Source organism: Rhodopseudomonas boonkerdii, from assembly GCF_021184025.1.
GTDB classification, from domain to species: domain Bacteria; phylum Pseudomonadota; class Alphaproteobacteria; order Rhizobiales; family Xanthobacteraceae; genus Tardiphaga; species Tardiphaga boonkerdii.
The window spans coordinates 3,207,256-3,221,026 of record NZ_CP036537.1 but is presented as its reverse complement, the minus strand read 5'-3'; the positions used below and the strand labels follow the sequence as shown (position 1 = coordinate 3,221,026).

Genomic DNA, 13,771 nt, shown 5'->3' with positions numbered 1-13,771 from the left:
GCGACATGAGCTACAACCAGACGATCACCCTTGGCGGCCTGTTTGACGAAGGTCTGAAGACACGCCGCGAAGTGCTCGGCGCCGCTTATGTGGACAAGTCGATCGACGCCGCCAATGATTTCATGATGGCGTTCCAGCACATCACCACCGAATGGTGCTGGGGCTATGCCTGGAATCGTCCGGGTCTCGACAAGAAAACGCGTAGCATGCTGAATCTCGCGATGCTGACCGCGCTCAATCGCTCGCCCGAGATTAAGCTGCACACCCGGGGCGCGATCAATAACGGTGTCACCGTCGAGGAGATCAAGGAAGTGCTTCTGCACGCGACAGTCTATTGTGGCATTCCGGCCGGCCTAGACGCCTTCAAAGTGGCGAACGAGGTTCTCAAGGAAATGGGGCAGGTCAAATAACAGTCCAGTGCGGCTGTCCTTTGCGGCCGCAGCCAAGCTGGAAGTCATCCACTGGCCGCGCTGGTATGACCGGCGCGGTCTATCTTTAACGAAAATGCAGACATGGATTCAGCTCGGATCCTCAAGGCTGAAAGTGTCAGACGCCTCATCGTAGGCGAACAGTTCGGCATATCGTCCCCAGGATATTGCGGTGCGTAATGTTTCCTGCGCGTAGCCTTCCGACATGTAATCTTCCAATTCGTTCCGAAACCGTGCGATCGGTGCCGTGTGCGTTGGCCGTTCATCCAGCACGCGACGAATCAATCCGACCACCGGGACGAAGCTCAGAAGGTGATCAGCGAACAGCTTCTTGCGATCATCGGTACCCAGATTGGCAAATCGCTTGCCCGCCTCGGTAAGCACGATATCGCCATCGTTCAGACGAGCGAACCGCAGTACCTGCAGAGCTTCGCAAAGCTGAAACATGTCATCGGCTTCAAACTGAAATTGTCCCGCCAGGACGGGAAGATCGGCCCGGCCGTGATAGGGGGATGCCGCGAGCGTCTCGATCAAGCCGGACAGTTCGTTTGACGATGCGTGGTTGAGGGCTAGGTCTATTCCGGCGCCGTATGATCCGGGCGTCGCCACGATGGCGACATCATCCCGAAGGGTCATTCGCGCGTAGATGCTATCCACGAGCTGGCGAAATGCAGGGTCGAGACGGTTGCGAGGATGGGGAAAATCCACCTTGATCTCAGTCGCCACACGTCCCGGATTTGACGAAAACACCAGAATACGATCGCACAACAGCACCGCTTCCTCGATGTTGTGCGTGACCATCAGAACGGACTTGATGGGAAGACGACCTTCGCTCCAAAGATCGATCAGGTCCGTCCTCAACGTCTCGGCGGTGAGGACATCGAGCGCGGAGAAAGGCTCGTCCATTAAAAGAAGATCGGGATGCACGACGAGTGCGCGAGCAAATCCTACGCGTTGCCGCATTCCGCCCGACAATTCCTTCGGATATGCGGATTCGAACCCGTCGAGGCCGATCAGGTCGATGGCGGCCAAGGCACGGTTGCGGCACTCGCCAGCGTCCAACCCGAGGGCTTCCAAGCCCAGTTCCACGTTCTGCAGCACCGTCAACCATGGGAATAGCGCGAACGACTGAAAGACCATGGCCAGACCGCGCGGTGGCCCTTCGATCGGATCGCCGCGGTATCTCGCATCGCCTTCGGAAGGTGCGATGAGGCCAGCGATGATCCGTAGCAACGTGGATTTTCCGGAACCGGAGCGTCCGAGAAGGCCGACAATTTCTCCACTCTTGATGGTGAGGTCAACGTTTTCGAGGACGAGCAGGCTGTCGCCGCTTCCCTTGGGAAACGATCGGCCGACTTTGGAGAGTTCGATGAGATTCATCTGTGCAGCACCTTCGAGCATGACAATCTCCTGTTAGCCGAAACGAAGGCGTCGTTCGCCGATGGCATAGAGAGGGCGCCAGAGCAGGCGATTGAACAGCGTGACCATCACGCACATGACAGTGATGCCAAGCACAACCCTGTGAAAGTCACCAGCCTCAGTTGCTTGTGCGATGTAGGCACCGAGCCCAATGGCGGTCAGGTGGGTGTCGCCCCAACTCGCGACTTCTGCGACGATCGAGGCGTTCCACGATCCTCCTGAAGCGGTGATCGCGCCGGTGACGTAGTATGGGAAGATCCCCGGTAATATGACCTTGAACCACCACCGCCATCCTTTCAGATGGAAGGAGCCGGCGGCTTCGCGCAAATCGGTGGGGAAAGCAGAGGCTCCGGCAATCACGTTGAAGAGAATGTACCATTGCGTCCCCAGAATCATCAGAGGGCTCAGCCAGACGTTAGCGTTCAGATCCAGGCGAACAATTGCGAGCACGAAAATCGGGAAAGCAATGTTTGCGGGAAAGGCAGCGAGGAATTGAACGATCGGCTGAACACGTTCCGCGATACGCGGCCGCAAGCCGATCCACACGCCGATCGGCACCCAGATCAGGGTTGCCAGAAGAATGAGAACCAGCACGCGTGCCAATGTGATCAGACCATAGGTCAACGCGATGCCGACGTCGGTCCAGCCGAGAGCTGACGACAAATAGGTGTAGACCTGCCAGGCGCAATAGATGGTGAGCAGGGCAACAAGTCCAATCCACGCGGCATCGCCGATGCGGCTACGCGCGACGTCCGTTGAGGCTTTGCGACGATGAACGGGTAGATTCACACGCAGTCGATAGATCGTGTCGGAAGCAAGGTAGAATGGCTTCAGCAGGATTCGCAGAGCGCGTGTGCGTCGAAATACATCCAGAACCCATGAGGTGGGAGAGACGCCGGATGCCGTCTGTTCGAAGCGGAATTTGTCTGCCCATGCGACCGCCGGTCGGAAAAGAAGCTGATCGTACATCAGGATAACGATGATCATGGCAGCTAGCGCGTAGCCAATTGCCGAAAGGTTCTTCTGCTGGATCGCAAGTGCGACATACGATCCGATACCAGGAAGCGTGACGGTCACGTTGCCAACGGTGATCGCCTCGGACGCGACGACGAAAAACCAGCCACCGGACATCGACATCATCGCATTCCAGATCAGGCTTGGAACCGCGAAGGGCGCGTCCAGTCGCCAGAACCTTTGCCAGCCCGACAGGCGAAAGCTGCGAGATGCTTCGTCCAGGTCCTTGGGCACACTGCGCAAGGACTGGTACATGCTGAAGGTCATATTCCAGGCCTGGCTCGTGAAGATCGCGAAAACACAGGCCATCTCGGCGCCGAGGACCTGTCCCGGAAACAGGTTCATGAAGAATACGACGGTGAAGGTCAGAAAGCCGAGGATCGGGACTGATTGAAGAATGTCCAGTAAGGGGATGAGGACCATCTCCGCGCGCCTGCTTTTTGCGGCGAGCGTCGCATAGGCGAACGTAAATACGATCGAACAGGCCATCGCCAGCAGCATCCGGAGCATCGTGCGCAAGGCATAGATGGGCAGATTTTCGGGGCCCAAGGACAGCGGGGTATGTTCGAGATCGGAGAGAGGAACGGCTGCCTGTTCGCTCCCGTAAGCGATCAGAACGAGCGCTCCGATCAACAATACGAGTGCAACGACATCCCAGATATTTGGCCGCCAGTCTGCGGACCGGATGAAGCCAATTCGGAACTCAGAGTTCTTCATCGTCAGTACGTCCAGCTAGAGTTCGTGGTGCAGGCACCGTGGTATCGAGGATTAGCGGCGCAGTCTCGTTCCGGCTCTAGGTCGTCGAAGAGGGCGCCGTAGAGCGACGGCGGTGCCAACCCGCTCCAGATATCCTGCGGTTGATAGGAGGGCTTGGAGAAGGCCGTGTGACGCAATACGCTGGACATACAGCCACATGCAGATCCGGAGCGTCCACCGAGACGAATGCAAGATTGCCAATCCGAGCCACTGTCGCACGCCATGAGGAGCGACGGTCATCATGTGCATCCCGGCACACGAGCACCGAGCTGGAGCCGGGCGACGGGGGCATCGGCCTCGTCGGCGAGGCGGGAATGCTTGGGAGGAGGATTGGCCGGGACGACGGTCCAGTAGCAGGCGACGGATTTTCCTCCGTGCGAGGACATCCAGCGGCAAATCAGGACATCTCGATTCGTACGGATGTGTCGGTGAGGCCGCGCGACGTCATCGTTGGCAGGACCAGCCGCCGTCGGGACAGACACGAAGTATCTGAAGACGCGTAGACGAATTTTGGCGATTGTTTCGAACATCGCTCACCTCCAGCGCCGCTTCAGCGGCGAACGGTGAGCGATCGGCAGCTTAGTCGCGCATGCCCATCGTCACGCGGCGGCTGCCGTCGCGAACGGTTTCACTATGTTGAGGCAGTGCGCCACCGAGACGGATGCCCGGAAACGCGCAGCCTGAGAGGGTACTACCCATGGCTCTTTCATCAGGTTGAAATGCATTCCGATCCGCAAGCGACCGGTGCATACAGGCGTCATGTCCCGATTTCGCTTGGCTGTCAACAGATTTGATATATCCTCCCCCCGTGGATCGTCGATCCTGGTAGGGAGGATATGGATAGCCAATGTCTGATCGAGCGAGCGATGCCGTAAGCCGCCGCCTCAAGCGCGCCAATGGTCATCTGGAGAAGATCATTGAGATGATCGAGCAAGGCCAGCCATGCGCGAAAGTTGCCCAACAGCTGCAGGCTGTCGAAAACGCTATCGACAGCGCGAAGCAACTGTTGATCCATGACCATATCGCTCACAGCCTCGACGCCGCTGCGGGAACGAACGCAAAGGTGCAGGCCGTTACCCGAAACCTGAAGCTTATGACTAAGTACCTATAAAGCTTGAGGCGCGACCTATAGGGCTGTTCGATACTGTCCTGACGCTCGTTTGGGTCATCGCCGGGAAGGGAAGCAGCTAGGGTTGTTGTTGACGCTGATCCCACGGCGCTCTGCTTCAGCTGTCGATTTCAAGAACCCGTGCCCAACCAGCGACGGACGTATTCGAGTTCGTCGACCTGTCGTGAATACTCCGCAAAAGGTCTGCTGCTCGGTTTCACCGTCTGATCGAGCGTCTGAGTTCGGTCTCAACTGACGCGACAGCCTTTTGCAGATTTCGCAGATAGCGTCCCGCTGCCTTCTGAGGCGTCATCGTGGTGCTGAAGAAAATGATGTTCATGCTGCCGATGACGCCGCTCGCGCCAACGATCGGCAGTGCGATGGCGCTGATGTTCTTTTCGGTTTCGCCAACGGACCACGCAAAGCCGTCGCGATTGAACTGCTCAAGGAGTCCATTGATGACCGCTTGATCCTCGGCAAGCGCGGCGTCGGCATTTCCGGAAGCCGCAGTGATTTCCAGCATGGTCCTGCGCACCTTTGGACGCGCGGCCGCGAGGATGGCGCGGCCGAGCGAGCTCCTCAGGAACGGGCGGCGACGTCCGATCATGGCGCGGTGTACGGAAAAGGGACTGTAAGGATGCGTGGTCTCGCGGATGATTACGGAGCCGGAGTCAAAAACTGCCAAATCACTCGGCCAAGAAACCTCTTTCATCAGAGCAAACATAGCGGGAAGTGCCGCCTGGCTCATGGCGTCTCGTGCCGAAAGACCGTCGCTCAGTTGCCGGACTTGTGGCGTCGAACTGAACTCTCCACTGGGCTCGTCGAAAGTCACGAAGCCGTCTTCGATCATCGTGTGAAGCAGACGATACGCCGTCGTCCTATTGATCCCAGTCTTGCGAGCGAGCGTTTGGGCCGAACTCGGACCTCCGACATTCAGTTCGGCCAGGATTGCCAGACCCCGCGAGAGGGCGCGGACATTGGGGTGCATCGTCTGCTCCATGTTCACCACATGAACATTTCCACAATAGAGATGGCAGTCCTCCGCGTCATCCGTCAATGCGAACGGACATATAAAAATCAATGGAGGAGACCATGTTCATTCGTAGCGTCGCGCTCGCATCCACCCTTCTCGTTTCCACGGCTCTGACGACCATGACGTGGGCGCAGTCAGCGGAGACGGCTGGCGGCATTAGCAATGGGACCGTCAAGATCGGCGTCCTTACCGACCTCAGCGGTCCGGCATCGAGCTCCAACGGCATGGGATCCGTCATCGCCGCGCAGATGGCGGCCGAGGATGCCGCGAATGGTCTCAAGGTCGAGGTCGTGTCGGCCGACCATCAGGGTAAGCCCGACGCCGGAATGGCGATCGCCGGCCGCTGGTTCGACGTGGAAGGCGTCGATGCCGTTGCGGATATGCAAGGTTCGCCAATCGGCTTTGCCGTGCAGAACCTGTCGAAGCAGAAGAGCAAGATCATGCTGCTTTCGGGATCCACGTCGTCTGACTTCTCTGGAAAGGCCTGCTCACCGCTGTCGGTACAATGGACCGTCGATACCTATGGTCTCGCGCAGGGCGCCGCCAAGGCAATCTCCGCCGCAGGTGGCAAGAAGTGGTATTTCCTCACTGTTGATCAGGCCTACGGGCACGCACTGACGCGCGACACGATCGAGCAGGTGAAGAAGAACGGTGGGGAGGTCCTCGGTAACTCGGTGTTCCCATCGCGCAATTCCGATTTCTCTTCCGTTCTGCTGCGCGCTCAAAGCACGAAGGCGGATGTCATCGCCATCGCATCCGCGAGCGGCGATACCGAAACGGCGATGAAGCAGGCCGAGGAATTCGGGCTCAATTCGACCGCCAAGATCGTGCCGCTGCAGTCCACCGTGCAGGACATGAAGGGCATCGGCGTGAAGACGGCTCAGGGCGCGTACGAGGTTGCGCCGTTTTACTGGGATCGCAACGAGGAGACGCGCGCATGGGCGAAGCGGTTCTTCGAAAAGGCGAAGATCATGCCGAGCGGATTTCATGCGGGCGTCTATTCCTCGGTCGTTCACTACCTGAAGGCCGTGAAGGCAACGGGGACGGACGATGCCAACACTGTCATGAAGCAGATGGAATCCCAGAAGGTGAACGACTTCTTCGCCAAGGACGGATACATCCGCGCCGATCGCAAGATGATCCACGACATGTACCTCCTGCAGGTCAAGAAGCCCGGCGAACCGAAGGGCGAGTGGGATCTTTACAACGTGCTTCAGACCTTGCCGGGAGAATCCCTGGCGCGGCCGCTTGCCGAGAGCGAGTGCTCGCTCGTCCAAAAGTAAGCGAGCGGCTGATGAGAAATTCAATGCAAGGAGATAACTGATGTCTTTTGCTGTTGTTTGCGCTTCGCACACACCGTTGATGTATCGCGGTCCGGCGACCACAGAGACCGAGCAGCGCGTCAAGGACGCCTTCTCGGATCTTGGAGCGTGGCTCCGCGATTACAATCCCGATTACATCATTCAATTCGCGCCGGACCACTTCAACGGATTCTTCTACGACTTGATGCCCGCATTCTGTGTTGGCGCGGGAGCGGAGTCACTTGGAGATTGGGGAGGCGGCCTCGGGCCGCTTCCCGTTCCGGAAGATACCGCTCTCGAACTCACCGACTATCTCCGTGCCGCTGATTTCGACGTCGCGCTCTCATATCGAATGCCCGTCGATCACGGCTTCGTCCAGATGTGGGAAGCGATGTTCGGCAATTTCCGCTCGATCCCTCTTCTGCCGATTTTCGTGAACGGTGCTGCCCCTCCGCTCCCGACCTATCGCCGCACCCGCATGCTCGGCGAGGCGGTCGGCCGTTTCGCCGCCAAATCCGGCAAACGTGTGCTGTTCGCGGCGTCCGGCGGCCTGTCGCACGATCCGCCGCTTCCGGACATCCGCACTGCGACGCCAGAGGTGCGCGAGCGCCTGATCAACAATCGGCATCAATCGCCTGAGGCTCAGAAAGCTCGCGAGGAGAAAGTCCTCGAAGCGGGCGTACTCGCCGAGGCAGGGAAAGGCCCATGCGCGCCACTCAATCCTGAATGGGACGCAGAGTTCATGCGTATCCTTCGCTCGGGTGATTTCGTATCCGCCGACAAGCTGGACACGGATGAAGTCCGTAAGGCCGCCGGACGCGGAGCCAACGAAGTGCTTTCCTGGATCGCAGCATTCGGCGCCTTGTCCGCCGCCGGCGAATACAAGGTTGAACGCGAGTTCTACGAAGCGATCCCGGGTTGGATCGCGGGCATGGCGATGATCGCCGCACGTGGATCGGAGACGGCCGCCCGCTGACGGGCGTCTCCGCAAATCAATAAAATCGAAGGAGGTCTCCAATGAGTGCGGATTTCAACACGGACGTGTTGATCATAGGTTCTGGTCCTATGGGTGCCACCACGGCGCTCGGGCTCGCCACTTACGGCGTGCGCGCGCACATGGTGTCGCGTTCTGCATGGCTCGCGGATAGTCCGCGGGCCCACATCACCAACCAGCGGGCGAACGAAGTCTTCCGCGATCTCGGCATCGATGACGAGATCGCTCGCTTTGCGAGCCACTGGGACGTGATGGGAGACACCACCTTCGCGACCAGCTTGGCGGGTCCGGAACTGATCCGGATGCGCACCTGGGGCACCGGCGACGACCGCAAGGGCGATTATCTGAAGGCCAGCCCTTGCGGCATGGTCGATATCATTCAGCCCTTGCTTGAGCCGATCCTGCTGCAGAAGGCGGCCGAGCGAGGTGCGACGTTTACGTTCAACACCGAATATCTCGGCCATGAGCAGGACGAAAACGGCGTCACGGCCCGGATGCGAGATCGCCTTGACGGGCGTGAATACACGATCCGGGCGAAATACATGGTCGGAGCCGATGGCGCTCGTTCATCGGTGGTCGAACACCTTGGACTGCCGATTATTGGGCAAATGGCGCGTGCCGGCACTGTCTATACGATCTTCGATGCCGACCTCTCGAAGTACAGCGCCCATCGACCGAGCATCCTCAACTGGATCGTGACGCCGGATGCCAGTTTCGGTGAGATTGGAATGGGCCTCCTGCGAGCCGTTCGTCCCTGGACACGTTGGATCGCAGGATGGGGCTTCGACATCAACAAGGGCGAGCCGGATCTTTCATCGGACACGATCATCTCGAAAATCCGAATCCTGATTGGTGACCCGAAGATCAACATCGATATCGTTCGGACGTCGCTTTGGTACGTTAACCAAGCTTACGCGACTGAATACACGAAGGGCAGGGTTCTGTGCGGCGGTGATGCGGTACATCGCCATCCGCCATCGAGCGGTCTCGGCATGAACACTTGCGTTCAAGACGGCCATAACCTCGCTTGGAAGCTCGCATACGTCATCAAGGGATATGCGGGGCCTGCATTGCTCGAAAGCTATTCGGCAGAACGCGCTCCTGTTGGCGAGCAGATCGTGAAGCGCGCCAACCAGTCTCGCATGGACTATGCGCCGCTGAATGCGTGTTTCCGCGTTCCGGAAGCTGCGAACCCTGTGGCCGCAGGCATCGCGCGCTTCCAGGATCCCGGCCCGGAGGGTGTTGCGGCCCGCCGAGCGGTCCAGGACGCACTCGATCTCAAGCAGACGGAATTCAACGCGCAGGGCACCGAGATGAACCAGCGCTACGAAAGCGGCGCTGTCCTTGCCGATGCGAATGCCGAGCCCGAGGTATGGCGCAGGGATCAAGGTCTCTACAATCAGGCTACGACGCGACCCGGTGCGAAAATCCCACATGCATGGATCGTTGGAGTCGACGGCAAACGTAAATCGACGTTGGACGTCACGGGGAAGGGCTCTTTCGCGGTCGTGACCGGTCTCGCGGGCGAGAACTGGAAGAAGGCCGTCGAGCAGATGAACCTGCCTTTCCTCCGAGTGGTGGTTATCGGGACGCCCGACCAGCAGGATCTCTACTGCGAATGGCAGCGGATCCGCGAGATCGACGAAGCGGGCGCCGTGCTTGTGCGGCCGGACGGCGTCGTTGCTTGGCGTCAATCGGCCGCCGCGAGCGATGACAGCGATGCGTACGACAAGCTAGCCAACGCACTTCAGAAAATCCTCGCCCGCAACGACTTCAACAATGTCGAAGCCGATGCAGCGCCTCCATACCGCGAGCAGACGGAGGCCCCGCTGTTCGCATAACCAATCGAAGACAACCGGATAATCCTATGAGCAATACACGACCGAACAATTTCTCGAGCGTCTGGGCCGATCTGAAGGGCGTTTCCTTCAAGCAGCACTTCATCGACGCTGGCGGGATCCGGACCCGATGCATCGAGTCCGGCGATCCGTCCAAGCCGCTAGTTCTCGCGCTTCACGGCGTCGGCGGGCATGCCGAGGCGTATTCGCGTAATTTTGGTCCGCACGCCAACGCGGATTTTTGGTTTGTCGCCATCGATATGCTCGGTCATGGTTGGACCAATCAGCCGCCGATCAATTATCAGGTCAAGGATTACGCCGAACACATTCTAGCGGTCCTGAAGACCCTCGGTCGGGATCGCGCGATGCTGACCGGCGAGTCTCTTGGCGGCTGGGTCTCGACCTATCTCGCGGTTCACCATCCACAGGTCGTCGAAAAGCTCGTACTCAACACGGCGGGCGGCTGGACCGCGCATCCGCACGTCATGGAGCGATTGAAGACCCTGTCAAACGAGGCCGCCTCGGACCCGACCTGGGAGCGCATCAAGACCCGTCTTGAGTTCTTGATGTGCGACAAGAGCATGGTCTCGGACGATCTCATCGAGACACGCCGGGCGATCTATTCCCAGTCCGGCTTCTCCGAGACCATGAAGCGCATCATGTGCCTTCAGGAGATGGAAATCCGCCGCCCCAACATGATCACCGCCGAGCAGTACAAGTCTATCAAGGCTCCGACTCTGGTGGTCTGGACCTCGCATGATCCCACGGCAACGCCGGAAGAGGGCAAGCAGATCGCGGACATGATCCCGGGCGCCAAGTATGTCGTCATGAACGAATGCGGCCACTGGCCCCAGTTTGAGGACGCCGAACTGTTCAATCGCATCCACATCGAATTCCTGAAGGGGTAAGGCTGATATGGCAAATGTTGCAGAGAACATCGACGGCATCGCGAAAGCGATCCGGGAGGCCTATTCCGGAGAACCGATCCCGCCGATCAGGACGCAACTGATCTTCCAGGAAATCGACACGGCATACGCCATCCAGGAGGCCAACACGTCGCATTGGCTGGCCGAAGGACGCCGTATCGTCGGGTGCAAGATCGGCCTGACCTCGCCTGCCGTGCAAAAGCAGTTGGGCGTCGATCGGCCTGACTTTGGCATCCTCTTTGCGGATATGCAGGTCCAGGAGGACGAACCGGTCGCAAAGGGGCGGGTGCTCCAGCCCAAGATCGAGGCAGAGGTCGCGTTCGAAATGGCACGGGACATCGTCAGTGCCAATCCGACGGCAAAGGAGATTTTTGATGCAACGGCATTCGTGATGCCTGCACTCGAGATCGTCGGCAGCCGCATCCGCAACTGGGAAATCTCGATTTACGATACGATCGCGGACAATGCTTCGTCGGCTCTGTTCGTTCTCGGACAGGACAAACGCCCATTGGGTGACCTCAACCTTCGCGAAGTCACGATGAAGATGACGCGCAATGGCGACGTTGCGTCGGAAGGCAAGGGCGCGGCCTGTCTCGATAACCCTCTTAATGCGGTGGCATGGCTCGCTGCTGAACTGGGAAAGCGAGGCCGTCCGCTGCGTGCAGGAGACATCGTTCTGTCCGGAGCGCTTGGCCCAATGGTTCCGGCGAATTCCGGCGACGTATTCCAGGCGAGTATCGAGGGATTAGGCTCGGTGAGCGCCCGTTTCGCCTGATCGAAAAATAGAAGAGAGCCACATGAAACTTGTGAGATTTGGACAGCCGGGCGCGGAAAAGCCCGGCTTGGTTGGCAACGACGGCGTGCTGCGCGACCTGTCATCGGTAGTGCCGGATATTGGTCCGGCGACATTGTCTCCGGCGTCTTTGAAGGCGATCGCGGAAGTCTCGATATCGGCCCTGCCGCAGGTGACAGGCCCTCAACGCTTTGGCGTTCCCATTTCCGGAATTGGCAAATTCGTCGCGATCGGCCTCAACTATTCCGACCATGCGGCCGAGGCTGGTCTTCCGGTCCCGTCGGAGCCCATCGTCTTTCAGAAGGCAATTACCTCACTATCCGGACCGAATGACGACGTGATGCTCCCCCAAGCTTCGCAGAAATCCGACTGGGAGGTCGAGCTTGGCATCGTCATTGGCACCAAGGCGACCTATGTCCCGCCGGAGAATGCGCTCTCCTACGTGGCAGGATACTGCGTCGTGAACGATGTCAGTGAGCGCGAATACCAGATGGAGCGCGGCGGCACTTGGGACAAAGGCAAGGGTTGCGACACCTTCGGTCCCGTCGGTCCATGGCTGGTCACCAAGGATGAGGTAGGAGACGTACAGGCGCTCGATCTGTGGCTCGACGTGAATGACCGCCGTATGCAGATGGGCAATACGCGCACGATGATCTTCAATTGCGCCGAGATCGTCAGCTATGTCAGCCGCTTTATGACGCTCTTGCCCGGCGATGTGATTGCGACCGGCACCCCGCCGGGTGTCGGAATGGGCATCAAGCCCACCCCGATCTACCTGAAGCCCGGCGACACGATGACCGTTGGCATCGAGAAGCTCGGAGTTCAGCGTCAAAAGGTGGTCGCGTGGTCCAAGGACGGAGCCGGGGTTCGATGAATTTCGCGCAACGTAGGTTCGCGGGCCGCACCGCCATCGTGACCGGAGCGGCGTCCGGAATTGGCAAGGAGGTCGCGCGGCGTCTCGTTGCCGAAGGCGCAAAAGTCGCGATGTGGGATGTCAGTGACGCCATTGAGCGGGCTGCAGCAGAACTCGACGGAGCACATATAGAAAAGATCGACATCTCGTCTGAACGGGATGTCGAAGTCGGTATGAAGCGGTCGATCGCCGCCTTGGGCGCGAAGCTTGATATCGTCGTGTCCAGCGCGGGCATCACGGGGCCGAACACGCCCCTGCGCGACTATCCGGCGGAAGACTGGCGGCGAGTGTTCGACATCAATGTCAACGGCACGTTTTTCGTCAATCGTGCCGCGGTTCGCGCGATGGAGAAGAACGACTACGGGCGTATCGTCAACATCGCATCGATCGCTGGTAAGGAGGGCAACCCGAATGCGTCCGCCTATAGCGCTTCAAAGGCTGCCGTGATCGGCTTGACGAAGTCACTTGGCAAGGAAACCGCCAAGAGTGGCATCAGGGTCAATTGCGTGACACCGGCGGCGATCAAGACCCCGCTGTTTGATCAGATGACCCAGCAACATATCGACTTCATGCTGTCGAAGATTCCCCAAGGGCGGTTCGGCACCTTGGAGGAGGTTGCGTCCATGGTGTGTTGGCTCACCAGCGAGGAGTGTTCCTTCAGTACAGGAGCGGTCTTCGATCTCTCGGGAGGTCGGGCGACTTACTGAGACAGCAATGGTCAACCAGATCACGAATTTTTGGACACAAAAGTGCGGGATGGACACACTAGCCCAGGATCAACAACTGGTGTCGAGAAAACCGAGGTGTGTGCACTGGACACCTCAAAACCTTGATTTTCCGCACTTTTCATTTCGGGATTCCGACCATTTGTCCGTGGATACACGCCTAGTGTGTCCATTTTGACGACGCGAGGCCTAAAAAGCTCCCTGATTAGGGAGCTTTACGTTTGCAATGCTCCCTATGCTAGGGATTTGATGTCCGACCTACGGTAGAGGATTGCATCGAATCCTAGCAGTTCTTGTGCTGGTTTCACGCCGCGAGCATCAAGGTCCTTCCGCACTCGAGCAGTCTTTTGTCCCATGGTGAGACCGAGGTTGAAGAGCGAGATAGCGGCCGTCTTCGGAACGGCTGCCACCGTGATCCAACTCTCAACGTCGCTACGACCAGCATTGATTGGCCACCTACGCCAATACTTCGGGAATTATTCGATGGCGTATCTGGTCGCGGCAGTCATTACTCCGGTCGGGT

Annotated in this window: 12 protein-coding genes; 9 read left to right on the top strand and 3 right to left on the bottom strand. The window is 58.8% G+C overall.

Annotated elements, in window-relative coordinates; all coding sequences use genetic code 11:
* Positions 1 to 5 precede the first annotated feature (5 nt).
* Positions 6 to 410 carry a carboxymuconolactone decarboxylase family protein gene (locus tag E0H22_RS14720; protein ID WP_233021757.1) on the top strand — a complete coding sequence of 135 codons (405 nt, stop codon included), beginning with the start codon at positions 6 to 8 and terminating at the stop codon, positions 408 to 410.
* Between the two features lie 108 nt (positions 411 to 518).
* Here the strand turns inward: E0H22_RS14720 and E0H22_RS14715 are convergent, their stop codons facing one another.
* Positions 519 to 1,829: an ABC transporter ATP-binding protein gene (locus E0H22_RS14715; RefSeq protein WP_233021756.1), complete on the bottom strand. Its 1,311-nt coding sequence runs from the start codon at positions 1,827 to 1,829 to the stop codon at positions 519 to 521.
* Between the two features lie 12 nt (positions 1,830 to 1,841).
* Positions 1,842 to 3,578: an ABC transporter permease gene (locus tag E0H22_RS14710; RefSeq protein ID WP_233021755.1), complete on the bottom strand. Its 1,737-nt coding sequence runs from the start codon at positions 3,576 to 3,578 to the stop codon at positions 1,842 to 1,844.
* Between the two features lie 886 nt (positions 3,579 to 4,464).
* Here E0H22_RS14710 and E0H22_RS14705 point away from each other — a divergent pair.
* Complete coding sequence (locus E0H22_RS14705; protein WP_233021754.1) at positions 4,465 to 4,728, top strand: metal-sensing transcriptional repressor; 264 nt, start codon at positions 4,465 to 4,467, stop codon at positions 4,726 to 4,728.
* 214 nt (positions 4,729 to 4,942) lie between these two features.
* Here E0H22_RS14705 and E0H22_RS14700 read toward each other — a convergent pair whose 3' ends face one another.
* A complete protein-coding gene (locus E0H22_RS14700; protein ID WP_233021753.1) occupies positions 4,943 to 5,725 on the bottom strand; it encodes an IclR family transcriptional regulator domain-containing protein in 783 nt (260 codons plus the stop codon).
* Between the two features lie 92 nt (positions 5,726 to 5,817).
* Here E0H22_RS14700 and E0H22_RS14695 point away from each other — a divergent pair, with 92 nt between their 5' ends.
* The 7 genes from E0H22_RS14695 to E0H22_RS14665 are packed head-to-tail and all read left to right on the top strand — an operon-like array spanning position 5,818 to position 13,230.
* Complete coding sequence (locus E0H22_RS14695; RefSeq protein WP_233021752.1) at positions 5,818 to 7,041, top strand: ABC transporter substrate-binding protein; 1,224 nt, start codon at positions 5,818 to 5,820, stop codon at positions 7,039 to 7,041.
* A 40-nt stretch (positions 7,042 to 7,081) separates the two neighbouring features.
* A complete protein-coding gene (locus E0H22_RS14690; protein WP_233021751.1) occupies positions 7,082 to 8,035 on the top strand; it encodes a 3-carboxyethylcatechol 2,3-dioxygenase in 954 nt (317 codons plus the stop codon).
* Between the two features lie 41 nt (positions 8,036 to 8,076).
* Positions 8,077 to 9,894 carry an FAD-dependent monooxygenase gene (locus E0H22_RS14685; protein ID WP_233021750.1) on the top strand — a complete coding sequence of 606 codons (1,818 nt, stop codon included), beginning with the start codon at positions 8,077 to 8,079 and terminating at the stop codon, positions 9,892 to 9,894.
* 26 nt (positions 9,895 to 9,920) lie between these two features.
* Positions 9,921 to 10,799, top strand: coding sequence for an alpha/beta fold hydrolase (locus tag E0H22_RS14680; protein ID WP_233021749.1), 879 nt, complete (start codon positions 9,921 to 9,923; stop codon positions 10,797 to 10,799).
* Between the two features lie 7 nt (positions 10,800 to 10,806).
* Complete coding sequence (locus E0H22_RS14675) at positions 10,807 to 11,592, top strand: 2-keto-4-pentenoate hydratase (protein ID WP_233021748.1); 786 nt, start codon at positions 10,807 to 10,809, stop codon at positions 11,590 to 11,592.
* 22 nt (positions 11,593 to 11,614) lie between these two features.
* Positions 11,615 to 12,484 (top strand): fumarylacetoacetate hydrolase family protein, encoded by an 870-nt coding sequence (locus tag E0H22_RS14670; RefSeq protein ID WP_233021747.1) that lies wholly within the window; start codon positions 11,615 to 11,617, stop codon positions 12,482 to 12,484.
* The gene (locus E0H22_RS14665) at positions 12,481 to 13,230 is read left to right on the top strand and encodes an SDR family NAD(P)-dependent oxidoreductase (RefSeq protein ID WP_233021746.1); all 750 of its coding nucleotides are present in this window, start codon (positions 12,481 to 12,483) and stop codon (positions 13,228 to 13,230) included. Before E0H22_RS14670 ends, E0H22_RS14665 begins: the two co-directional genes overlap by 4 nt.
* Positions 13,231 to 13,771: the final 541 nt, after the last annotated feature.